The sequence below is a fragment of the Sphingopyxis indica genome, assembly GCF_032879645.1.
Classification (GTDB): domain Bacteria; phylum Pseudomonadota; class Alphaproteobacteria; order Sphingomonadales; family Sphingomonadaceae; genus Sphingopyxis; species Sphingopyxis indica.
In genome coordinates this window covers 1,981,977-2,005,251 of record NZ_CP076394.1, presented here as the reverse complement: position 1 = coordinate 2,005,251, position 23,275 = coordinate 1,981,977, and the positions used below count along the sequence as shown (strand labels likewise).

24 protein-coding genes are annotated in these 23,275 nt (G+C 61.2%); 17 read left to right on the top strand and 7 right to left on the bottom strand.

The genetic code is table 11. The annotated features are described in order from the left end of the window. Positions 1–128: 128 nt before the first annotated feature. Positions 129–785, bottom strand: coding sequence for a hypothetical protein (locus KNJ79_RS09465; RefSeq protein WP_317153738.1), 657 nt, complete (start codon positions 783–785; stop codon positions 129–131). Between the two features lie 290 nt (positions 786–1,075). On the opposite strand from KNJ79_RS09465, the gene KNJ79_RS09460 reads away from it, so the two are divergent. From KNJ79_RS09460 to KNJ79_RS09440, 5 genes are all read left to right on the top strand, one after another. Continuing rightward, positions 1,076–1,576: a MarR family winged helix-turn-helix transcriptional regulator gene (locus KNJ79_RS09460; protein ID WP_317153737.1), complete on the top strand. Its 501-nt coding sequence runs from the start codon at positions 1,076–1,078 to the stop codon at positions 1,574–1,576. A 275-nt stretch (positions 1,577–1,851) separates the two neighbouring features. Beyond that, positions 1,852–2,400: an RNA polymerase sigma factor gene (locus KNJ79_RS09455; protein ID WP_317153736.1), complete on the top strand. Its 549-nt coding sequence runs from the start codon at positions 1,852–1,854 to the stop codon at positions 2,398–2,400. Beyond that, a complete protein-coding gene (locus tag KNJ79_RS09450) occupies positions 2,393–3,457 on the top strand; it encodes a FecR family protein (RefSeq protein WP_317153735.1) in 1,065 nt (354 codons plus the stop codon). The genes KNJ79_RS09455 and KNJ79_RS09450 overlap by 8 nt, the downstream gene beginning before the upstream one ends. 145 nt (positions 3,458–3,602) lie before the next feature. Next, positions 3,603–6,155: a TonB-dependent receptor gene (locus KNJ79_RS09445; RefSeq protein ID WP_317153734.1), complete on the top strand. Its 2,553-nt coding sequence runs from the start codon at positions 3,603–3,605 to the stop codon at positions 6,153–6,155. 174 nt (positions 6,156–6,329) lie between these two features. Continuing rightward, positions 6,330–8,246, top strand: a complete 1,917-nt coding sequence (locus KNJ79_RS09440) for an Atxe2 family lasso peptide isopeptidase (protein ID WP_317153733.1) — start codon at positions 6,330–6,332, stop codon at positions 8,244–8,246. Between the two features lie 40 nt (positions 8,247–8,286). Here KNJ79_RS09440 and KNJ79_RS09435 read toward each other — a convergent pair whose 3' ends face one another. From KNJ79_RS09435 to KNJ79_RS09410, 6 genes are all read right to left on the bottom strand, one after another. After that, positions 8,287–10,107 (bottom strand): asparagine synthase-related protein, encoded by a 1,821-nt coding sequence (locus KNJ79_RS09435; RefSeq protein WP_317153732.1) that lies wholly within the window; start codon positions 10,105–10,107, stop codon positions 8,287–8,289. Next, positions 10,104–10,811: a lasso peptide biosynthesis B2 protein gene (locus KNJ79_RS09430; protein ID WP_317153731.1), complete on the bottom strand. Its 708-nt coding sequence runs from the start codon at positions 10,809–10,811 to the stop codon at positions 10,104–10,106. The genes KNJ79_RS09435 and KNJ79_RS09430 overlap by 4 nt, the downstream gene beginning before the upstream one ends. Before the next feature lie 23 nt (positions 10,812–10,834). Continuing rightward, positions 10,835–10,978: a benenodin family lasso peptide gene (locus tag KNJ79_RS09425; RefSeq protein WP_317153730.1), complete on the bottom strand. Its 144-nt coding sequence runs from the start codon at positions 10,976–10,978 to the stop codon at positions 10,835–10,837. 191 nt (positions 10,979–11,169) lie between these two features. Continuing rightward, the gene (locus KNJ79_RS09420; protein WP_317153899.1) at positions 11,170–11,793 is read right to left on the bottom strand and encodes a GntR family transcriptional regulator; all 624 of its coding nucleotides are present in this window, start codon (positions 11,791–11,793) and stop codon (positions 11,170–11,172) included. Further along, positions 11,793–12,212 (bottom strand): helix-turn-helix domain-containing protein, encoded by a 420-nt coding sequence (locus tag KNJ79_RS09415; protein WP_317153729.1) that lies wholly within the window; start codon positions 12,210–12,212, stop codon positions 11,793–11,795. Before KNJ79_RS09415 ends, KNJ79_RS09420 begins: the two co-directional genes overlap by 1 nt. A gap of 109 nt (positions 12,213–12,321) precedes the next feature. Further along, positions 12,322–12,723, bottom strand: a complete 402-nt coding sequence (locus KNJ79_RS09410; RefSeq protein ID WP_317153728.1) for a hypothetical protein — start codon at positions 12,721–12,723, stop codon at positions 12,322–12,324. Between the two features lie 696 nt (positions 12,724–13,419). Between KNJ79_RS09410 and KNJ79_RS09405 the strand changes: the two genes are divergently transcribed. The 12 genes from KNJ79_RS09405 to KNJ79_RS09350 all read left to right on the top strand — a co-directional run bounded on the left by KNJ79_RS09405 (position 13,420) and on the right by KNJ79_RS09350 (position 23,204). Continuing rightward, positions 13,420–14,184: a DsbC family protein gene (locus KNJ79_RS09405; protein ID WP_317153898.1), complete on the top strand. Its 765-nt coding sequence runs from the start codon at positions 13,420–13,422 to the stop codon at positions 14,182–14,184. Between the two features lie 185 nt (positions 14,185–14,369). After that, the gene (locus KNJ79_RS09400; RefSeq protein ID WP_317153727.1) at positions 14,370–14,687 is read left to right on the top strand and encodes a hypothetical protein; all 318 of its coding nucleotides are present in this window, start codon (positions 14,370–14,372) and stop codon (positions 14,685–14,687) included. 107 nt (positions 14,688–14,794) lie between these two features. Beyond that, on the top strand, positions 14,795–15,061 hold the full coding sequence (locus KNJ79_RS09395) for a type IV conjugative transfer system protein TraL (protein ID WP_086486190.1): 267 nt from the start codon (positions 14,795–14,797) through the stop codon (positions 15,059–15,061). 41 nt (positions 15,062–15,102) lie between these two features. Then, positions 15,103–15,702, top strand: a complete 600-nt coding sequence (locus KNJ79_RS09390; protein ID WP_205451971.1) for a TraE/TraK family type IV conjugative transfer system protein — start codon at positions 15,103–15,105, stop codon at positions 15,700–15,702. Next, complete coding sequence (locus tag KNJ79_RS09385) at positions 15,692–16,459, top strand: type-F conjugative transfer system secretin TraK (protein WP_317153726.1); 768 nt, start codon at positions 15,692–15,694, stop codon at positions 16,457–16,459. The genes KNJ79_RS09390 and KNJ79_RS09385 overlap by 11 nt, the downstream gene beginning before the upstream one ends. Continuing rightward, positions 16,456–17,760 (top strand): TraB/VirB10 family protein, encoded by a 1,305-nt coding sequence (locus KNJ79_RS09380; protein ID WP_317153725.1) that lies wholly within the window; start codon positions 16,456–16,458, stop codon positions 17,758–17,760. Before KNJ79_RS09385 ends, KNJ79_RS09380 begins: the two co-directional genes overlap by 4 nt. 35 nt (positions 17,761–17,795) lie before the next feature. Beyond that, positions 17,796–18,434 (top strand): TraV family lipoprotein, encoded by a 639-nt coding sequence (locus KNJ79_RS09375; protein WP_317153724.1) that lies wholly within the window; start codon positions 17,796–17,798, stop codon positions 18,432–18,434. Further along, positions 18,431–20,947 carry a TraC family protein gene (locus tag KNJ79_RS09370; RefSeq protein ID WP_317153723.1) on the top strand — a complete coding sequence of 839 codons (2,517 nt, stop codon included), beginning with the start codon at positions 18,431–18,433 and terminating at the stop codon, positions 20,945–20,947. The genes KNJ79_RS09375 and KNJ79_RS09370 overlap by 4 nt, the downstream gene beginning before the upstream one ends. A 5-nt stretch (positions 20,948–20,952) precedes the next feature. Next, positions 20,953–21,279: a hypothetical protein gene (locus KNJ79_RS09365; protein ID WP_317153722.1), complete on the top strand. Its 327-nt coding sequence runs from the start codon at positions 20,953–20,955 to the stop codon at positions 21,277–21,279. Continuing rightward, positions 21,276–21,509, top strand: a complete 234-nt coding sequence (locus KNJ79_RS09360; RefSeq protein WP_317153721.1) for a hypothetical protein — start codon at positions 21,276–21,278, stop codon at positions 21,507–21,509. Before KNJ79_RS09365 ends, KNJ79_RS09360 begins: the two co-directional genes overlap by 4 nt. Beyond that, on the top strand, positions 21,499–22,191 hold the full coding sequence (locus tag KNJ79_RS09355; protein WP_317153720.1) for a conjugal transfer protein TraW: 693 nt from the start codon (positions 21,499–21,501) through the stop codon (positions 22,189–22,191). Before KNJ79_RS09360 ends, KNJ79_RS09355 begins: the two co-directional genes overlap by 11 nt. Further along, a complete protein-coding gene (locus tag KNJ79_RS09350; protein ID WP_015458437.1) occupies positions 22,188–23,204 on the top strand; it encodes a TraU family protein in 1,017 nt (338 codons plus the stop codon). The genes KNJ79_RS09355 and KNJ79_RS09350 overlap by 4 nt, the downstream gene beginning before the upstream one ends. Positions 23,205–23,275: the final 71 nt, after the last annotated feature.

The window sequence follows — 23,275 nt, the reverse complement described above, 5'->3', positions numbered from 1 at the left end:
TGCGCGCGCTCAGCGCAGCCATGCGAGGACAGACGGTTCAGGCAAGTGCTGGCGATTGCAGGACCGGTGCGGCCTTGAAATCACTCGGCAACCCCCGCTCTCCCTCCCCTCCCAGACCACTCGCGGCGCTATTCGAACGAAGGCGCTCTTAGCGAGCCACGGTTCCCCGGGGCCGAGACAGGTATCCACAGGTAGCGAAACCGGCCGGCCGGAAGGCCCAGATCGGAATAGTCGCGCCAGGCAAGCGGATATCGGCCGCTCAGTTGCAGGGGCACGTCCCGGCCTCTGGTCGTTCCCGCGCCGGCCTTGTCACCCCATTGGAGTGTGCCGGCGAGTTCCTTCGCCTCGGCGATATCGAAGGCCGCATCGACCGTATCGCCGCGCCGGCGGGGTTGCCAATAGGCAGGGTCGTTTGAAAGGACTAGGACGGCTGCGTCATGGTTCGTCCGGCGAACGAAGGCCTCCATTCGGGCCACGTCCTTGCAGACGTCATGGCGCCGGATGTCATGGGCGCTCTGCTGCCGGAGCGTGAATCGCTCCCCGTCAACCTCGGCAACGAGGCCCTTGCAGAGATATTTCAATTCCAGAGCAAAGGGTCGTTCCCCGAGAAGGAGGGCGTCGATCGCGCCACGCAGGTCGCCGCCAAGCGGATATTCCAGTCGGATCTGCCGGTGCGGCTGTCGCATGCGCAGTTCCATGGCCAGCTCATGCTGGAGATCGGCCTCCGAGCAGAAAAGCGGGCGCCGTCTGGCCATATCGGACATCACGCGATCGATCTCGATCAATTCAACTTCCCCGCACAGTTCGAACGAGGTGCTATAGCGGCCGGGATTAAGCGAGCGTAACACGTTGGAGGCTCATCGCTGGCAGCAGATAAACCAAATTGAATCGCAATAGTGGGCGGCCCAAACCATAATCGTCTCACATGAAATTGAGTAGCGCAACGCATCGACTTAAGAGCGTCCTATTCCATATCTCAGTCTTGTTCACTGCCGGCCTCGCAATCATCCAAAATGGAGCAAAGCATTCTGGGCGCAATTTACAGGCAAGAACTTACAATATGCCGCGTGGAGACATGAGCTTCTTTCCCCCCAATGAGAAAGGAGCGTGTCATGCCCAATCCGACCAATATGATTGCCGATTCCCGACCAACGGACAGGTCACCCCGGGAGAGGCTGGCATGATGGAGGGGGCTCGCATCGCAGCGACGGTGGACCGGTGCAGCATGGCCGACTTCACGGAGCAGGTTCAGCGCTTGCTCGCCAACGAACTGGGTCGCGACCTCTTCACCATCCCGGCTTTCGAGATGCTTCTCGATCTCTATACGTGCAGGTGCCGGCAGCCGCGTTCGCTTACCGCACTGACCGCAGCATCGAGTGCATCGGAGCGAAACTCGCAACGGATCGTCCATCGCATGGCTGAACGGGGGCTTGTCAAGCTCCGGCGCGATCCAACCGATGGTCGAAGGATCATTGTCGAGCTGGAACCGGAAACGCGGATATTGCTCAACCGTTTCTTTGACCGGATGGTGGAACTCGTGACGGTTGAGCCGGCGCCCAAGCAGGCCGGACGCTAGGAATGCGATACGGAGCGGCGAATGGGAGGCCTCGCGCTCTTAGTACCTTGCAACCATCCGGAAATCGTTGCAGAGTTTTGGTGCAGTGCGGAAAGCGGCTGGGAACCGCCTGCAGGATAAACCTTCCAGGCATGGCAACGGGCCCATCCATGACGGTTGGGCGCACGCATTGGACGTTATTGCCCGCCACCCTTGGGTGGTTCTCATGCTGTCTTCGTTGTCTGTATGCCGTCGCCCTTTGGCGTGCTTCGACCTCCAAACGTGCGTGTAGGCCCATGTTTCGCGCCAGTGAGGATAAAGGCACCTGCCTGCGTGCGTCCGCACGCTATGGCGACCGCCAGTTTGAAACCGTCTATCGGAGGGAGGCGCCTAAGCTGCTTTCATACCTCAAACGGCGGATCTGGCAGGAGGAGGACAGGCACGACCTGGTCCAGGAGGCTTTCACGAGGCTGGTCGCGTCGCGATCCAGCGCGGCCACAAGCAATCCCGGCGCCTATTTGCAAGGCATTGTTCGACATCTTCTCGCCGATCGCGCGCGGGCCTGGGCCAAGGCAGAGGCCTTCGATCCGGTCGTCTATTCGGCTGGCAAGGACATTGCCGGGCCGGATACGATCGCGGAAATAAACGACATGCGGGAAAGCTATCGACTGGCTGTCGAAAGCCTCCCGCCAAGGACGAAAGAGGTATATTTGTTACATCGTGCCGAAGAACTAGGATATAAGCAGATAGCTGAGCAGCTTGATATCAGCATCCGAACCGTGGAGTGGCATGTGGCTGAGGCCATTGTGCGCATCGGCAAGAGCATCGGAATTACCCATGGCTGAAGGCGAGATGCCGGAGCCTATGCCGAGGATGGACCAGCAGATGCGAGAGGCGTCCCTATGGTTCGCCAGGATGCGGGGTCCTGATGCGGAGGAGTGGCGCCCTCAGTTCGAGGACTGGCTGGCCCTCGGGGCATCGCATCGCGGCGCCTATAACCGTGCCGGCGAGATATTTGCCTTGGGTCGCTTCATGGCGGCCCAGGATGAGGAGCAAGCTGGCGAGGCCAATGACAATGACGAGAGCGGGCACCGTTGGAGATGGGCGGCGATCGCCGCCAGTCTCCTCCTGACCGTCGGGGTCGGAGGATGGATCGCGAAGATGGAGCTGCTCGGCACGGGCGGGGTTCAAGTCCAAGTGGCACAGCCGAAGGTGGATCAACCGGCCGAACGCCAGCGCTACGCGACGTTGAACGGGTCCAGAAGGACGGTTCGGCTCGCCGATGGTTCCTCGGTCGAGCTCGCTGCCAACAGTGAACTCTACACGAGCTTCACCCTTGACCGACGCGAGTTGAAGCTCGAGCGCGGCCGCGCCCGCTTTGAGGTCGCACATGAAGCTCGCCCCTTCGTCGTCCTGGCCGGCGGAGGGAGCGTGACTGCGCGCGGGACGATCTTCGAGGTCAGTCTGGAGCGTGACGAACGCGTGACGGTGAGGCTGCTGCGTGGTGCCGTCGATGTCGAGCGTCCTAGCGCCATCAAGGGAACGACCGGCCCGGCGGCCATCGCACGTCTTGAACCTGGCGAGATCCTCAGCTTCGCGATCGTTACGCCGGCGGTGCTTCATCCCCTTGCGCAAAAGGGTGAGCTTCAGCCACTTGAACCCCCGGCGAATATCGTGCCGGTGCGCGAGTTCGAGCGCACACCGTTGGCTGCGGTAATTGCCGAAGCCAACAGGGATTCCGCGACTACGATCCATCTAGGCGACCCGAGCATCGGGGCGTTGCGGGTGAGCGGCCGATTCCGGGTGAACGATGCCGATCAGGTTGCCGATCGACTGGCTTCGCTGTTCGACCTCGACGTCGAGAAGACCAAACCGGGTGAAATCACTCTCAAGCGACGATAGACAGAAACTTTTTTTGTGACCTACCCCGTAGGTTGCAGTTTTGTTGCGATGCTCCCTGAAAATCCCGCCAAATTGTCGGGAGTTTCAAACGGGGGCAAAGATGGTTCGAATGGGGTCTCGGTTTCGGTGTGCTCTCCTTGCAGCGGTGGCGATCGGCGCGCTCGTGCCGGCCGCCCCTGCCCTTGCCGCCGAAGAGCGGCGCATCGAGTACAACATTGAAGCCGAGGACCTGGGCGAAGCGCTGAAGGCCGTCAGCCGCCTGTCGGGCAAGGAGATCATCTTCAACTCCGAAGCGGTGCTGGGAAAGACCGCGCCGCGGCTGCATGGCACTTTCAACGCCGATGAAGCTGTCCGGCTGCTACTGGAAGGGTCCGATCTCGTCGCCCAATATCGAAAGGATGTCATCATCATCCGGGGGCGATCGGAACCGTCGGGCGATCTGAGCGATCGCTCGGCGGTCCAAAGCGAGATCGTGGTCACGGGATCACGAATTCGCGGGGGCGAGCCCGTTTCGCCGCTCACTGTAAGCACAAGAAGCGAAATCGAAAAGCGCGGCATCAACGATTTGGGTGCCTTTGCTCGCGATCTGGTGCAGAATTACTCGGGCGGTCAGAATCCGGGTGTCGGCGGAGGCGGGCAAGGCGGCTCTGAAAATGTTACGTCATCTTCGGCGCTCAACCTGCGCGGCCTTGGGCCGGATGCCACCCTCACGATCGTAAACGGCCACAGAGTATCCTATGATGCTTCAGGCCAAGGCGTCGACATCTCAGCGATACCGCTCATTGCTGTCGACCGTGTCGAGGTTGTCACCGATGGTTCATCGGCCCTTTACGGATCCGACGCGGTTGGAGGCGTTGCAAACGTAATTCTGCGCCGGGATTTCGATGGCGCGCTGGCCTCAGCGCGGTTCGGCGCGGCTACCGACGGCGGTGATGTCGAACAGCAGTATAGCATAATCGCCGGAAAGCGCTGGCAATCCGGCGGTCTGATGGCAGCTTTCGACTATCGCCATTCGACTCCGATCACCGCGGGCGATCGCTCCTACACGCAGCGACTCTTTCCGACCGCCATGCTTGTCACGGGTCAGCGGCAATATAGCGCTATCGTGGCAGGTCATCAAAGACTCACGGACAATGTCACGTTCGAAGTAGATGGATCCTTTAACAACAGGCGCAGCAACAACTGCGTCATTTTTTCGGCGACTGCTGACTGTGTGTATTCGGGAAATGACATCTCAGTTCTGTCAAGGTCTTGGTCATTGTCCCCAACCCTCAAGATGGAACTTGGCGATCATTGGGAATTCCGCCTCGCAGGAACCGTAAGCGAAAGCAAGACGGATCAAGGGGGCGACTCCTTTCTCGGTGGTGCATTGAGCCAATCTCAGCGCAATCTCTATACAAACCGCCTGAATTCGTTCGAGGCTAGCGCCACCGGAGTTCTCTTCGCCGCGCCGGGAGGCCCGGCAAAGTTTGCCGCAGGTTTGGGCATAAGAGACGCCAGTTTCGACATCAACGCGTCAGCGCGATCGGGAGGAGCGACAGTTACATTCGCTGATTTCACAGTAAATCAGCATACGCTCTATGCCTATGGGGAGTTTCAGCTTCCACTCGTTAGTGCCGATAACGATATTCGTCTCGTCAACCGCCTCATTCTGTCCGGCGCGATCCGCTATGAGGATGTTTCTTCGGTCGGCGACGTGGTCACTCCCAAGCTCGGACTCATCTATGCTCCGAGCAGTGACCTCGCCTTGAAATTTAGCTGGGGGAAATCTTTCAAAGCCCCGACGCTATATCAAACTGGACAACCCAAGATCGGCGCCTCGCAGATCGGGGCCACCTTCTTCCTTCCGCCGAGTCCGACACCTGGAACCGTCCTGTACCTGGCGGGAGGGAATCCCGATCTGAAACCGGAGCGGGCGACCAATTGGACCGCCACTGCGTCCTTTACGCCACGGGCGGTCGAGAATCTCCGGATCGACGTCAGCTACTTTCGCGTGAAGTACCGCGACCGCGTCGTTTCGCCCATTCCTTCGAACTCGCAGGCGTTCCAGGCCATTTATGGCAACTACGTTGTTCTCAATCCCACCACCGACCAGGTCCTCGCTGCGATCTCCCATGTGCCCGTAATTTATGATCAAGGCGGCGGTGATCCGAAAACCGCGAATGTTGTCGCGATCGTTAGCAACTATCTGCAAAACGCTGCCCGCCAATCCATCGAGGGTATTGATCTTGCGGCAGACTATAAATTCGCCCTAACCCATCGAGATCAAATCGGAATCAATGCAGCCGGAAGTTACCTGAAGAGCGAACAACAATTGTCCGCAGGCCAAGCTGTCGTACAAATGGCTGGCATCATTTTTCGTCCGCCACATTGGCGGGCACGCTCATCGATATTCTGGGAGCGGGACAACTTTTCGCTTGCCGGCACCTTCAATTATATCGGTGGTTCGCTCGACAATCGTTCTCAGCCCTACGTGCGGGTTAGAGACTACAAGTCAGTTGATGTTGTCGCGCAACTCAAAACCGACGGCGTGGAAGGCGTCTTCGGAAGTATGAGCCTCACCCTCTCGATCCTCAATATCCTCAATGAAAAACCGGGGTTTGTTCGTACCTTCAGTTCCCAGTCCTATCCATACGATTCGACGAATTTCCCAAGCATAGGCCGCTTCGTCAGTTTTTCCATATCCAAAGCCTTTTGAATGCTTCCGGGGCTGATCATGCGGTCGCTGTTAGCGACAACCCTTTGCTATACACCTTTCGCAGGACAGGCATTTGGTCGGGCGTCCATAGAACGACAGCGCGAATCATCGGGCATTCGCCTGCATAGGCCATTGAGCGCGAAGGATCTCGTTCGCATTCGGGACATCGGACCCATGACGTCCGAGGTGGGCCCTCATGCCTTTGCACTTTCACCAGACCGTCAACGGGTTGCTTTTGCGATTCAGGAGGCAGACCCGGATTCGAACAGCTACCAGCTTCGCCTAGTGGTCATGGATCTTGCGGGCTCCACGCCCATTACAATCGACGAAGGTGGCGATCTGATCCGAAGGGTCGTGACCGGAATCGGCGGAGTCAATCTCAATACCGGGTTTCCGGCCACGATAGCGCCAGTCTGGTCGAGAGACGGGCGGGCAGTCTATTTTATCAAACGTACAGGAAAAACATCACAGATATGGCGCGCCTCTTCCGATGGAAAAATGAGTGAGCAGCTCTCGCATGTTCAAGGTGATGTGGAAGATCTAGTTCTGGCGGAGGATGGCACTCGCTTGATTTTCTCGAGCCGACAACCAGATCCGGCGATGAGAGATGCGCTGACAAAGGAAGGATCTCGGGGCTTCCACTATGACGACCGCTTCATGCCGCTTTCGGCAAGTACCCCCGACGCATTTCCAACGAATCGCAAGGCACTGTTGAGCATCGATATCGGCACCGGTGCGATCGAGCCCGCGTCGTCCGGAGACGCTGAATATCTATCGAAAGCTTCGAGCCTGCCCGCAGAGACTTCGGCGACGCAATCGGAGGGCCGTCGCGCATGGATCGAACAAGACGGCGATCAAGTCCTAGGAAGATCGAGCAAACTTCACGCGGATGGGGTCGATGGCCGGCCTGTCCTGTGCGCGGCGGCAGCTTGCGGAGGAGCGTATCAGCTCTGGTGGACGGACAGCGGCAAGCGCGTGCGCTATATCAGGCATCAAGGTTGGGCGGACAGCGAAACTGCAATTTTCGAATGGGCACCGGGTCAATCTGATCCTGTTCAACTATATTCGACTCCGGATCTGCTTTTAGACTGTCAGCCGCTCCGTGGAAATTTGATGTGCGCACGGGAGAAGTCTAATGTTCCGCGGCAGTTGATCGTCCTCAATCTGTCATCCCGACGGGACAAGGTCCTATTCGACCCAAACCCGGATTTCTCACGCTTCTCGTTGGGAAAGGTGGAGCGCCTTCATTGGACGAATGACTTCGGCGTCGAAACATTCGGCGACCTTGTGTACCCTGTTGGCTATATCCCTGGTCAAACCTACCCGTTGATCGTCGTCCAATATATTTCTCGGGGCTTTCTGCGAGGCGGTGTTGGGGATGAGTTTCCTATCCAGCTATTTTCAAACCATGGATACGCGGTGCTCAGCGTTCAGCGCCCGAGCGCGACCCGGCTGATACCCGATGCGGAAAATAGGACCGAACTGGAGCGACGACTCCTGACGGATTTTAAGGATCGACGGAGCGTATTGTCGTCGATTGAGCTCGCCGTTCACGCACTTATCAACCGTGGTATCGTCGATCCAGAACGAGTCGGGATAACAGGGTTGAGCGATGGCTCTTCCACGGTCCAGTATGCGGCGATCAATAGCCATTTGTTCAAGGCGGGATCGGTCAGCGGCTGTTGCTGGGATCCGTTTCAGGATGCCTTTATTGGCCCGGCAGCGGCGACCGCATTTCATGAGGCTGGGTGGCCGTCGCTCATAGACGAGCAATCGGCATTCTGGGATCGAATGTCGCTTATCCGGAATGCCCCGCGCGTGACGTTTCCGCTGTTGATGCAACAGGCAGACGACGAGTTTAGAGGGGCGGTTGCGAGTTATACCGCTCTCCGACAAGCCGGGAAGCCGGCGGCGCTTTATGTTTTTCCGGGAGAGTATCATTTCAAATGGCAGCCTGCTCACCGATTGGCCGCTTATGAGCGGAACCTAAGATGGTTCGATTTTTGGTTACGCGGTGCTGAAGGTCCAAGCGAATGGGACAGCTTTAGAGACGCGTCGGCAAAGTCAGCCGAGCAAGTCGCTCAACCTTGACATAGGCGGCTCCGGTTTTCGGAATTGATCAACCCTCGGTTTATCCGGCGCGTATCGTCGGCGACAAACCAGGAGCGTCGAAATCCGGGGCCGTAGTCGCCGCATCTTTAGCACGGTGGCGCCACTGATTTATCCAAGCCTCGGTGTCCACCAACAGCGACAGCCGGAGCATTGCTCTGCTGTCATGGCGTACGTCGGGCTCAAGGGCTGCCTCGACGGTTTGCTTGTCCAGTATGCGGTTCTCAATCAACCACCCGTCCATCAGGCGTTCGCGTATATTGGCGCGGAAGTGCCGAAAAGCCTCAAAAGCGAAACCTTGCGGGCTCCCTTTGTTTCGGCGCTCGATGAGTGAAGCCGGCAACGCTCCCGCAAACGCGCTTCGAGCAATCGCACGATCCCGACCGCCGGAACATTGCTGCCAGGTCGGAATAGCTAGGCAAAGCTCGAGGATCGGTTGGGAAACGAGTGGATGAATAACCGGCACGCCAGCGCGCTCTGCGTAGCCTTCTATCGAATGTTGCATCCTCATGAGCATGGCGACGTGAGCTGCTTTCCCGGGCAAGCTGCCGTTTGGCGGCGTTCTTAGCCACGGATGGGTGATTTCGTGATCAACCAATGCGGCGATCGCATCGCCCGAAAGGAACGCGGTATCGGGAACCCATTTGTATGGCTTATCAGCGAGGCGTACCGCCTGAATGCCGTGTCGCAAGAGTTGCAAAAGGTTGGCCCCGGTGACTTGGCAAATGTTGCGGGCCGTTTCTACCAAGCCCCACGATATGCCCTCAGCAAGATAGCGATCCGCCCATCCCCTAGCCGAATGGCTCAAATAAAACACGTTATCGCCGCCATTACCTGAAAATATCGCTGTCGACCCCAGGCTATTAGCAGTCCTTACTGCTGCGGCGTCATATGCCAAGGCATCGAGCCGTCCGAACGGTCGTGCCCGATGACTTACCGATGACCGATCGAGATCGATATCCTCGATAGAATAATACTCCTCGGCGATGGGCACATGAAGATGCTCCGCAAGGAGACCGGAATAGGGCCGTTCGTCACCAAGCGGATCATTGGTCACCAGGGTTAAGCAGGCCTGCAGGGCGCCTGTCTTCGCTAGGCACGCAGCCACAATCGATGAATCCAAACCTCCCGAAACTGCGGCCAATCCGCGGTCATAAACGCTGGCCCAACTACTGATGCAGTATTCGATCCGCCGCCGGAGTTGCACTATATTTTCTTGCGCGTCTTCTCCTTGAGCAATAGCAACGAAGTCCCACGGGTTCCAACGAACTTCTACGACTACGTCATTATCCTGGACACGGATGCTCATTCCCGGGAGAAGGTCGTTGACGCCATCAAGCGCTGTACGTTCGCTCGGCAATCCGAGGAATGCGATGGAGTGCAGGAGGCCCCGGGTATCCACTTCGGGTCTGAGCGACGCAATGTTCAAGAGCAGTTCTGGATCTGAGCCAAGAACGACCATGTCTTGGCGGATGATGTAGTGGCAGGGCATCGTGCCGGAGGGATCGCGCAGCACCATCAGACCACGATTTGTGGAGAAGATGGCTACATAGCTTCCCCAAAATCGCTGCAGAAGCAGTTCTCCACCTGTGGCTACGATAGCGCTACTGTCGGCCGAGCCTAGGCTGTGAACGGCTTCCGGCGGGCCGTAGCGATGAAACAGCGTCCCGATTATGACGCCGCATTGCTCGGGAAGAATGTGGACAGAGGTCGGATCGTTCACCAGCAGGAAGATGCCAGGCGATACTTCACAGATTTCCACTTCAGATTGGTCGGCAACAGTGGCCGCGACCCGGGCGATCGCCTCTGGACGTCCGCAAATGGCCGCAAAGTGCGCTGTCACTTGGTCACCAATATCGGAATATAGGTTCTGACGTTTTCAACGCTGTCGTTTAGGACTGTGCTCTCGCGTTGAACCCAACAATGGGCAGAAAAAGGATCCGATCGAACGGCGATCACAAGATTTGTAAGGATTCCGAATTTGCGGCATAGCGCAAACATAGCGAGAGAACGTAGAAGGCATCGGTCGGCACGCCCAAATGCGTAGCTGACGGAGGCAAACGCGGAGGCAATCTGCGGGAGTTGCAATTCCTGATCTGCTGTCGTCGTTGTATCGGGCAAAGGCCGGGAACGGAGCCAGGAAAGTATCTGGGGCAGTGAGAAGGTCGCAAGGCGAGCCGCCATGCCGATCTGCGCAAGCGCTGCTCGAAGAACATATTTTGGAGGAGCCGAACCTAAATTGGCTGCGACATAGTCCGTTCTCGGCGCCGCTATTTCGGGGCAGCGGGGCATCTTTTGCGGCCCGGGAATCTGCGTCAGGTATCCGCGGGTGAAAAGAGGCATCAAACTCCCTCGATCGTTCTCATCGATTTCGCCGTCGCTGGCGATCAGTCGTGAGAATGCCGGAGCGCTTGACTGCGGGAGGCCCAGGTATCTGCTCGTTTTCATATCAAGAAAGATGACAGACTGCCCCACCACACAATAAGGGAGATCCTCTGGAACGCCGCAATACATTGCCTGAGCCCCTCGGTACGAACGTGCGTCCACCGCAGCGAACGCACGCCCGAAAGTCAGTCGTCGGCGAGACCGATGCCGGCCTGCTGCTGCTGCAGCGTGAACGAGTCGCCGAGGCCCGGGGCATTGCCCTTCGTTTCGGCGGTCACCGAGCCGAGATCGAGCAGCTCGTCGGCATTGCGATCGTTGTTGCGTTCCATGACACACTCCTCTTCATCTACCGCGATAGAAGCGGCAGTCCCACGCTAGCGGTGTCTCAGGGTCTATGGGGGCGAATATATCGAGACAGATTGGCGGAATATCCGCTAGTGCGCCCGAACAATGCTCAACTGGTCCAATTCCCGAAAGAAAGACAGCTACTATCTATTTGAATTTACTGCAATAATAATTGCTATGAGGATTTTTGGATGATTGTTCGCTGACGGGCGATTTTCCTTGCATGATAGGCTTCAATTCGTCGGCGAGTTGCTTTGTGGAAATTCCCTACCTCCATGCTGGCGAATATTGCCAACTCCTTCTCGGCATGGGTCGTCTCGGCAGTCTCAGTGATCCGGGCATAGTGAAGGCGCTCGTTCAATCTGCGCACTTCATGAGTAGCTTGGCGGTTTCCTGTCGCTTCGGCCAATGATGAGAAAATCTCCATAGCTCGAAGTGCGACGCACACTGGTGATGTTTCGCCACCTAAGGTCGAATACGGTTGCAGGGCGCGACGCACAGCCGATTCCTTGAGGGTCGTCAGGGCCGTGATCAGCAACTGCATGTGCCAGTCCAGAAGCTCGATGAGTACTGCTGGCTCCAGAGTCGGCACAAGGAAGCCTCCATCGGCATGGTGCACGAAGAGACCCTCGCCTACGAAGATGAAAGCTGCCTCCCGGACGGGGGTCTTACTTGAATGATACCGGTTGGCGAGGTCCTGGAGGTCGATCCGTTTGCCCGGCACGAAGTGGCCGGCCAGGTAGTCGGCTTTGAGGCCGAGATAGACACGCTCCTGTAGTGGAGGGTCCATCGCCGACATCACATCCCCGCTCCTGCCGGGATCGGGGGGTTCGTCCAAGCCGGTGTAAGTGCCTGGGTCAAGTGATCCAGGTTTCGCTGGGCGATCATCTCGATGCAAAGTCGCTCGAGATCGCTGAGGTCACCCATTGCCAACTGCCGCGGAAAGCACATCTTCTGCCCCGCGAAGAGGAGTGGAATGAGGATATGGCCAGTCGACAGGCCCAGGCGATAAGCGCAGGCGAGATGGTCATCCAATCGAGAGCGTGGGTTGCCGGCCTCGATCTCCCGAAGCCAACGCACTCCCATGCCGAGTTCGCGCGCCAAGTCGCGTTGCGTCAGGCGCCGTTTCTTCCGTGCCTCTTCTATTTGCCGTCCCGACTGAACCTTCACATACAGGATCGGACTTTCAGCAACGGAAGTCGCTATATGATGCGACATATCCGCGTCTCCTTACGGGAGATACCGCCCGCCAAGGCAATTCCATGAATCAGACGCTAAGGTGTACTTACCACCACGTCAAACGGAACCTCGGCCAACTTGTCGGGACTTATCCAACAAGATCATTGGCATCGCGCGGGGCCGGCGTTCTTGCTCCCGATTGCAAGGCGCGATCAAAAGCGCGCAGCAATGCGCCGTGGTCTGCTTTTGTGATCTGCATGAGCGCGACGATGTAGATTGTGCCAAGAGCGGGTTGTCGGAACCCAGGCAAATCCTCGTGGACGCGTTCGGTGATGCTGGTTGCGATTTCCCGGAGCTGACAGGAAGCGCCGACGTGATGCTCCTCTGCTCCACCGAAGCAACTCAACTCCTGCCTCTTCAATTGATCGACGATCTTATCCGTGGGCAAGCTGTTCAGATACTCGATCGCGACGTGGAGTGTCGTGCCCCAGGCGATAAGCGACCTGGTGACGCGAATCAGGTGGCAATGCGAATCGATCAGGATGTCCAATCCGGCCGGTGAAAGTCGGAGCTTGAAGCTGCGTCGTGCTCGGCCCATCGCCTTCTTCTCCTGCCAAAACTAGCGCTCAAACACCCGCGCCGGATCCCGAGCGGGTGCATTTCCGCGACGAAGCGAGACAAAAGCGGCACTTTATTGCCGCTTGCGCCTGAACCCGTTCTTTCCAGCGCTCATCTGCTCATTTGAGCAGCTTTGCTTCTCCTATGCTTTGTTTCGCCGTTTCGGCACTTCAGTGCCCTGCCTATTGCGGCGGACTTTCCCGATGGTCATTGCTTGGGGCGCACCGGATCGGCGGGGGTTTCGAGCCCTAAGTTCCAGCCCCGCCGCACCGGACTGCCCAAACCCCAGACCCGAGCGCCTCGCGGCGCCACGAGGAGACGTGTGCCATGGACTTTCCATGCTCCCCGACCATGCGTGCAGGAGCACTGCTACTCGCCATCGGCGCCACCCCCGCCATCGCCCAGACGTCTCGAGCCGACGCCGACGCTTACCCTTGCGCTCGCACTGCCCAACTCGCGGTTGTCCAGAGCGATACCGGCTTCGCGATCCGCGAAAAGCCCGGCCGTGCCGCACCTGCCCCCGCGCCGCCCCCGACGCCTCTCCCCGCAGCCATCAAACTTGGAAACTCGCTCACGCTCGACGGCCGCCTTTTCGCGCACACCTCCCTCATTCGTCCGGAGTCCTCCGATGTCCCGCAACGGTAAACTGATCCTGGCCGCGCTGCTTTGCGCATCGTCGCCTGCCTATGCGCAAGAGAACAGCCCCGAGCCGCTCACGGAGGCGGCCGCGGAGGCTCAGCGTCAATTGCGCCAGACCTTCACCAATCTGACTTTCGAGGATTTCGGTCCCGCGCCGGTCAAGGGCCCAATATATCAGGCTATTGCGGGCGGACGAGTCATCTATTTCGCACCGGAGAGCCAGCACCTCCTGTTCGCCGCGATCTATGACAAGAACGGGGTCAACCTGACGGCGCTGGCGCAGGACACCAGCGCTAGGAAGCGGCTGGGCGCGATCAACCCCGCCGATGCTCTCGTGATCGGTCCCGCAGGCGCGCCCAAAGTCATCGAGTTCACGGATCCCGATTGCCCCTATTGCCAGGCGCTCGAGCGTTTCTGGCTCGCCAAGGAAGCCGAGGGGAAGCCGGTTCAGCGTCTCATCTACTTCGTGAGCGGCATTCACCCGCAGGCAGCCGCAAAAGCCGAGCATATCCTTTGCTCCCCGGACCAGCAGGCGACCTTCAAATCCGTCTATGCCGGTGCTCAGCCTGCGACGCTGCACAAATGCCGTCCCGGCGCCGAGAAGGTCGTCCGCGACGCTGAGACCGTCCGCAAGATGGGCGTTTCGGGCACCCCGACCCTCTTCGTCGACGGGAGACTCATTTCCGGCTTCCAGCAGGCGGAACTCGAGGCCTTTCTCGACGCGGAAACGCGGAAAGCCAAGGCCAGCCCCTGAGGGCGAACCGGTCGAACTTAGGCGGACCTCGCTGGAGTGCGCTCGCCATGGCGCCCGCGAGGACCGGAATGCCGGCGGGAGCGCGCCTCCAGGAGCCGTCCAGCGCCGTCGCCGGCCGGACACGATCACCATCGGTGCCGGCAAGCATGCTCGGGACGGCTTCATTGACGACAAGGAGACTACATATGTTGACTCTGATCCGGGGAAGGACGTTCCGCACGATCGACGCGGCCGCCCTTTTCATCCTGGCCGCGTTCGCTGCCGCCGGTGTGGCCCATGCGTTCGCGGCGCCCGCCGCCGGCGACCTCGGTTACGACATCTACGACATCGTCGTGAACCAGGGCGTCAAGGGGCCTCTCGGCTTCGTGGGCGGCGTGGCCGCGTTCCTGTTCGGCGTCTCGCGGCTCTTCTCGAACATCATGATCGGCATCCCGACGATCGTGGCGGCGGTCTGCCTCATCAAGGCGGATTCGATCCTCCAGACCTTCGGCATGCTGATCTGAAGACAGGTCGGGCCGCCGGTCTGCCGGCGCCCGTCCACCGGAACGGAGGGTGATGGTCACCTTCCGGAGACCACGCCCAGCGGCGTGGTGAAGCAAGGGAGAAGGGCGTGGACGAACGTCTGCCACAGTTCCTGCATCGGCCGGTCCAGATCCTCTGGTTCGACAGCCAGGAATTCATCGTCGTCATGGCCACGATCTTCGTCGCGGTCGTCGTCGGCGGGATGATCGGCTGGGCGCTCATCGGCGCTCTTCTCCTCTTCATTCCCTGGAAGCGGACCAAGCCGCGCGGTTTCATCCCGCACCTGGCCTGGCGCTGGGGCCTCGCCCGCTTCCGCAACTATCCGGGTCCGACCCAGACCCGCTTCTTCGAGTGAGCGCGATGGCACACCCCTTCCGACGCAAGGCTCAGGCAGACATGATCGGCGATACGCGTCCGAGCTGGCACCTGCATCGCTACCTGCAGGGCTCTGCGAACCTGTTCGAGGAGAACCGGCTCCTGAAGATCGCGATCGCTGGCTTGTTCGGCATCACCGCGGTGCTCGGTACGCTCATCTACACCTCGAACCAGAACACACGCACCGTAATCGTGCCGTTCGGTGCGGACGGCGATCTCTATGTGACGGGCAACAAGCCTTCGGAGAGCTATCTCCGTTCGATCACCTTCAACATCGTCGGCCTGGTCGGCACCTATTCGGCCTATTCGGCGGACCGCCAGTTCCAGGAGCTGCTGCGGATCGCGCATCCCAGCGCATATAATGGCCTGCGCGACAGCTTGAACCGTCTGCTCGACGAACTCGGCAACAATCCGACACTCTCGATCGCGACCTACATCCGCGGCGATCAGCCGGTCACCTGGACCGGCAGCGAGATCCTCGTTCCCGTCGAGAAGGTCCGCGTGATCGGCGGCGTTATCCGCAAGTTCCGAGGCAATCTGCGCATTCGCTACGCGCTCGAGAATGGCCGCTTCTGGCTGACCGCCCTCCAGGAGGAGAATTTCAGTGCCGATGTCCGGTAATCGCGCGAGGCTCGCCTGCCTCGCGGGGGCGCTTGTCGCGTCCCTCCCCGCTGCTGCCTTCGCGCAATCGATCGTGGCGTTGCCTGACCAGACGAGCCGGATCCGGCTGTCCAACCGCGACGTCAATCATGTCGTGTGCGTCGGCGGCGACATCGACGACGTCAAATTCTCGGCCGAGAAGGGTCTTGCAGTCGAACGAGGCGGCTCGGACGCCTGGATCAAGTTCCTCGTCCTCGAGACCGAGGACATGGGCACGAAAACGCGCACCTATGTGACGACGCCGTCGGAATTCTTCGTTTCCTGCAACGGTGCGATCTACCCCCTCTATGCCGAGCCCGCCGACATTCCGGCGCAGACCGTGACACTGGTCCCCGGCGGCGCGCAGCGCGCACGTGCCAATGACGCGCTGCTTGGCCCGCTCGTCGAAGAAGAGCGGGCGGTGGGCATCGCGCTCGCAATCCTGCAGGACCGGGTGCCCGCGTCCTTTTCCGAAGTGGCGCCCTCGAAGGATCGGCTGATTCTCGCGGGCCTGCCAGGCGCGTCGCTCGACGAGCATCGGCGCCTCGAGGTCGAGGGCATGGGGCTTTCGGTGAGCGAGTATCTGGTGCGCGCGAGCGCGGCGATGACGCTCGACGAACGCGATTTTCTCGACGCGGCGCTCGGCGCCGACATTTTTGCCATCACGATCGACCGGCTGACGTTGCGGCCTAACGAGGCCGCGCGGCTGATCGTCGTCCGCCGGAGTGCCCAGCAATGAGCGCGCCCGAAGAGACCCCGGAGGGACTGTCCGCGGTCGCCGCCTCCCGCCCCCGGGAAGGCAGCGAACATGCGCCGATCGCCCGGCCCGCGTTATTCGACCTCCCCGCGCAGTGGGCGAAGCTGACGTCCGACCAGAAGCTGCGCGCCAAGCAGTTGGGCGTGGTGTCCTCGATCGCGCTGCTCGGTCTTGGCCTCTACACGGCAAGCCGCAGCGGTCATGAGGAAACGCCCAAGGCGCCACAGGCATCCAACCTCGATATGGGCGCCGGCCTTCGTGGCGACAGTCTCGAAGTCAAGCTGCGCGGCGATCTTCAGAAGATTCTCGACGGGCAGACCCTGCTCGGAGACCGGGTGACCGCGATCGAGGAAGGGAAGGTGGTTCCCGGTGTGGCCGGCGGTGGCCATTCCCCGAGCGTGGGCGGAGACGGCGATTTGCCCCCCGCCCTTCCCGACAATGCGCCAGCCTATCCGCCCGCGCCGCCCGAGGCCAGGGGATCTGCCGATGAAATCCCGGCGCCGCCGAGCGCGCCGGCTGCGCCACCAGCGCCGCCTGCGCCACCCACGGAAAGACAGGTCGGCGCAATCGGCGCGGCGACTGCCACGCAAGCACCGGAGGGAGGCGCTGGCGGCGGGGCCGGGTCAAAAAAAGGCAAGCGGACGATCTATTTGCCACCTGGTTTCATGAAGGCTCGGCTGCTGACCGGGATCGACGCGTTGGCGAGCCGGGACGCCACAAGTAACCCCGAGCCGATCATCGCCCGCGTCCAGGCGCCTGCGGTGCTCCCGAACGAGGTCAAGGCCAATCTCTCCGGCTGCTTCGTCATCGGCAACGCAACGGGAAGCCTCGCCAAGGAGCGGGTCGAGGTTCAGCTCGTCTCCATAAGCTGCGTCGACTTCGACGAGCATGCGGTGGTCGACCAGGCGATCAAGGGCTTCTTCGTCGATGCCGACGGCAAGAAAGGGCTGTCCGGCAAGGTGGTGACGCGGGCCGGCGCGACGCTTGCGCGGTCGTTCATTGCCGGGACGATCGCCGGTATCTCGCAATCGGTCGAAGGATCGTTCGGGAACCTCTCGACCTCGGCGCTCGGCAGCGTGCGCAGTCTCGACGCGGGCGATGCCGCCAAGTCGGGCATTGCCGGCGGCCTCTCCAAATCATCGGACAAGCTCACCGATTTCTACCTCGACCTCGCCCGTCAGGCGGGCCCGGTCGTCGAAGTCGGCGCCGCCAAGGATGTCGTGGTCGTCATTCAGGAAGGTCTCGCGCTCGAGATCAAGCCATCGGTCGGAAGCAAGTTCTGATGCGACGCCTTCCCCAATCCACAGGAGGTTCCGCCATGCGCGTGCTGGCCTACAAATCTCTCCATCGAACCTTGTTCTCGTTCGGCCTGCTCGCAGCCCTGGGCGGCTGCGCGACGGTGGGCGCGATGATGTCGCCCTATTCGGAGAAGTTCGACTGCAAGAACAGCGACCACGGCCAGTGCATCCATCCCGATCGGGCCTATGAGGACGCGGTCGCGGGCGTCGCGTCGAAGTCCGACCCGAAGGTGACCAACGACCGCGCCATGCTGCGCGGCCAGGACACCGCCCGCAGGAGCACGCGATCGCGGAACGAGGCCGCGGGCAACGCCTATGGCAGCTATCGCGACAGCGTCTACCGCGAATTGAAAGACCTGGTCGAAGCGCCGGTCACGCCGATGCTCAAGCCCGCGCGTACCGTGCGCACGCTGATCCTGCCCTATGCCGATCGCCAGCGTCCGGATCGCCTCTATATGCCTCGGTACGTCTACTCGGTGGTCGACAAGCCCGTCTGGGTCGTGGGCGGCGCACTTGTCGGCGCGCCCGATCGCGCATCGCAAGCGCCTATTCTCGGGCAGGTCCGTGAACCTGCCGCGCCGGATGGCGAACCTGCGTCGAGCGAGACCACCACGCCCGCGCCGGCGATCGTCGCCCCGGCACCGGAGCCAAAGCGGTGAGCCCGCCGGCATCGAGCAGCGGCCTCTCCTACGCCCGCCTTCGCAATGCCGTCCGGCGCGACAGCTTTTCGGACTATCTGCCGCTCGTCGCCTGGGATGACGAGACAGAGGCATTTCTCTGCATCGACGATACCTGGGGGCATGCCTGGGAGCTGGTTCCAACCGCCTATATGTTCGGCCATGTCCAGGGCGCCCTGCAGGGTCTCCTCAATATCCACTTCCCGGACGGGACGGTCCTCCAGCTCCACACCTTCGCCGATCCGCTGATCGACGATGCACTCGATGCCTTCCTCGACCTCAAGACCCGCGATGATCCGCTGATCCAGGCCTCGGCGCGGCGCACCCATGCCTATCTGAGCGAGGGTCGTCATGGCCTGAAGGCGCTGCATGGCATCCCGGTGCGCAACTTCCGCACGCTGCTCTCGATCAAGACGCGGCGGCCGCTCGGCGAGGATCTGCGGCGGCAGGTCGAGGAGCAGCTCTCAAAGCTCGGAATTCGCCGCCTGCCCCCGCAGGAGATGGTCGCCTTCTATCGACGCATCTTCAACGGCGTCGCCGATCCGGCGCCGGGTGTGTTCGCCGACGGATCGGCCACCGGCGCACCGCCGATCGCCAAGCAGATCATCGATGCGGGCCCCGATCTCGTGTTCGAGGGCGCGGAGGTGTTCCTTGGCAACCAGGTCGCGCGCTGCCTCACGCCCAAGGCGCCGGCGCGCAGAATCACCGCCGAACGCGCCAATCGTCTGATGGGCGGCATGCGCGGCGCGTCCGAGGACAGCGACCAGATTGGCGGGCCGTTCCTCTACACGCTCAACGTCCTGTTCGATCATTCGCAGTTCGAGATCCACAAACGCGCACAAATCCTCTCGGCGCAGAAGGCGGCGGGCAGCTTCGCAGTCGAGGTTGGCAAGCAGATCGAGGAGATCGGCTGGATCCTCGACGAGGCGGGCAACAGCAAGTTCGTCCGGGTGATCCCGACAATCTGGGTGTTCGGCCGCGACCGTGCCCATGCCCGCGATCTCGCAGCGCGCGCCAAGCGGCTGTGGGAGGGCGAGCCGCAGCCCTTCTCGATGCAGGAGGAGAGCTATCTCAATCCGACGCTGCTCGTGATGAGTCTGCCCTTCGGGCTCTATCCCGACCGCACGACGCTGCGCCTGCTCGAGCGGGACTTTCGGATGCCGGTGAAGGCGGCGGTGCTGATGGCGCCGATCCAGACCGACTTTCGCGGCGGCGGGCGTCCGGCGTTGCTTTATACCGGCCGCAAGGGCCAACTCGTCACGCTCGATCTGTTCGATCCGAGGATCAACAACTACAATTTCATTGTCTCGGCCGAGAGCGGGGCGGGCAAGAGCTTCCTGCTCAACAACCTCTGCCAGCAATATTATGCCTGCGGCGCGCTCATTCGCATCATCGACATCGGCGGAAGCTACCGGAAACTCTGCACGCTCTGTTCGGGCCGCTACATCGATATCGGTGAAGAGCATCTGGTTCTGAACCCCTTCGACATGGGGCTCGCGCTCGATGGCGACGACAAGCAGTCGGCCATTACGATGGCCGTGGCGATCGTCGCAGAAATGGCGAATGCATCGACCCGCAAGGGCGTCACGACCTCCGAGTGGAACCTGCTCAAGTCCGCTGTCCAATGGACCATCGACACGGGGCGGGCCGATCATGGCATCGACGCGGTGCGCGAATGGCTCGGGACCTATCCCTCGCTGGTAGAGACCGATCTCGACCGCGTCGACCATCTCGTGCCGACGGCGCGTGAGCTCGCCTTCAACCTGCGCGATTTCGGGTCGGGCGGCGCCTATGGCCATTATTTCAACGGTCCTTCGACCCTCGACATCCGCAACGACGAATTCGTGGTGCTCGAGCTCGAGCGCCTCAAGGCAATGCCTGACCTGTTCAACGTCATCGTCATGGTCGTGGTCAACGCAGTTACCCAGGAACTCTATCTCTCCGCGCGCGATCGCCCGCGCTTCGTGCTGTGCGAGGAAGCCGCCCAGTTCATCACGCCCACTGCAGGGCAAGATCTCAGTCGTTTGGCCGAAGCGATCAGCCAGGGCTATCGACGCGCGCGCAAATATCGCGGCAGCTTCGGCGTCGTCCTGCAGAGCATGAACGACCTCATGCTGTTCGGCGGAACCGGCCAGGTCATCCTCGAAAACGCCGCGACCCGGTTCCTCCTGCAGGGATCGACCTACGATCGCGCGGTCGACAACAAGATTCTCGATTATTCGGGCTTCGTCCTCGACCTCCTGAAGTCGGTGCGCAATTCAAAGCCCCACTATTCCGAGGTGTTCATCGACTCTCCGCTTGGCCTCGGCATTGCGCGGCTGGTCGTCGATCCCTTCTCTTATTGGATCAATACCTCCGCGCCGGATGAGGTCGCCGCGTTCGAGGCGCTGATGCGCCAGGGCCTTTCGCCGCTCGAGGCGGTGTGCCGGCTGGCCGGTGTCGAGCCCTCGCAAATCCTCGGCGCGCCCGGCGCGCCGGCCTTCGCGGGAGCATGACGGTCATGGCACGCCATCGTCCGCATCCCGATCAGTTGCCGCTCAACTGGTCCGACAACGAAGCCATTGAAGTGATCGTCGAGCGGCGTCTTGCTGAGCGGTTCGAAGCGGAGTCCTTCCAATGGCGGTTCCGGCTCGTGGCGATCGAGACGGTGATGATCGGCCTGCTGGTGCTGGTCGCCGGACTCCTTCTCAAACAGCCGACGATGATGGTGCTGCGCGCCTCGCTCCTCGTTGCTGCCTCTTGCTTCGCGACCGGCCTCCTGCTGCTCAGCCTTTCGGCGGGTACAGCAAAGCTGATGAGCCGCCTGCGCAGGAGAAGAGGCAAATGAACGGCCTCATCTCTTCCGCGCCGTCGCAATCGGCGATCCGGCTCACGGTCAGCGGCTTCCTGCTCATGCTGGTGCAGAGCACGCTCTTGCTCATGTCGCCGGCGCTCGGCGCTGGGGCAGGCGTTCTGATCTGGACTCTGACCCCCCTCGCCTCCTGCGCGTTCATCGCCGCCCTTATCGGCATTCCCGAGCCACCCGAACAGCATTGGAGGCGCCGTCATGGCCGCTGATCTGCTACGCCGGGTCCGCCGCAGGCCCATCGTCCTCGTGCTCCTGACGGGCAATGCGCTGGCTGCGGCTGCCGCGTTCGCCGCGGCTGGGCCGGTCGCCGGCAGCACCCCATCGCGCAGCACGATCGGCCGGACCTGGCCGATCGCGGAGCCCGACGCGCTTGCCGAGATCGAGGCCAAGGTCGCGACCCTGCCCAGCGACATGAGCAAGGCGTTCGGCCCGCGCGACAAATGGAGCGCGCTCAAGGCCGCGCCGCTCGGGGTCGCCGGCGCTGACCGGGTGCGCAGCGTCGTTCCCTTCTACACGCTCGACTTCGACATCACGCTGCCGGGCGGCAAGACGCTCTACCCGAAGGGCTTCACTTTCAACCCGTTGACCTATGTGAAGCTGCCACAGCGCCTCATCGTCGTGCATCCCCGAGATCTCGGCTGGGCGCTGCGCAACGCTCGCGCGAGCGATTTCATCCTGCTCTCGGCGCTTGGGACTCAGAATGGCGACGCGATCGACCTGAGTGAGAAGACCGGTCGTCCGATCTACATCCTCGAGGAACGGGTCAAGCAGCGCTTGGGGCTCACCGTGGCGCCGGTCATTGTCGAGCAGTCCGGCACCCGCCTCATCCTCACCGAATATGGACCGAAGAGCCGGGCCGTCGCGGCCGTGGCGAAAGGAGCGACGCGATGATCGGGCGTCTCCCCGTCTTTGTTACGGGTCTTATCATCGGGCTGCTGATGACGCTCGCCTGGCCGAGCCAGGCCCACGCCTCCAAATGCGAGGCGGGCACCGTCTTCAATCCGATCACCAAAGTGCGCTGGACCTGCATCTTTCCGATCACGGTTGGCGGCATTCGGGTGGGGAGCTTCGACAAGCTCGACAAGGCGCTCGACGCGCAATCCTCATCCAAGCCTCTGTGCGCCTGCCGCAAGGGCATCCAGTTCTGGTTCGGGGTCAAGGTCTCCTACTGGTCGCCGAACCGGATGGTCGACGTCGTGACCGAACCGGGCTGCATGATGGCGCTGGGCGCGGATCTGCTGCCGACCGGCGGCAAGCTGCAGGGCAGCCAATCGTCGATTTCCGACGGGACGAACACGCGCAAGATGTTTGCCCAGATGCACTATTACATCTCGCCGGTCTGGGCGATGCTCGACATGTTCACGGACCTGCCGTGCCTCGAGAATGACGGCTTCGATGTCGCCATGATCACCGAGGTTCTGCCGACCTGGCAGTCGGGGACGCTCGGCGCGATCATCCAGCCTGAGGGCATATTGTTCGGCAACCCCGCTGCCGGCCTCGCCTGCATGGGCGACAGCGCCGCAGCCGCGGCGGGCAAGGTGATCGACCCCCTGTTCTGGTGCATGGGGAGCTGGGGCGCGACCTATCCGATCGCCGGCGATATTCATTTCGATGACTCGGTCGAAGCCTGGGCAGGGCTCGCGGCCCGCGGCGTCTTCATGATGGGGCGGCTGGGCGCGCTTACCGTCAGTTCGGCGGACGGCTGCTCGTTCGTGCCCCAGCCCGTCTGGACCAAGTCCCGTTACAAGCTCCAGATCATGGAGCCGGTGAAGGGCGGCAAGTGCGTCAACATTGGCCGCCCAGGCGCGCTTTGGTCCTCGGCCAAGCATGCGCCGGGGAAGGACAACGCCCAGTTCATGCTTTTCGAAAAGGTGATCTGCTGCGCCGGGATACCGGTGCCGTGAGCGGGTCCCTTCCTCCCTGTTCCGCGCGAGACAGCCGTCCACTCCGGAGGTCTGTTCGCCAAGGCCCCTAC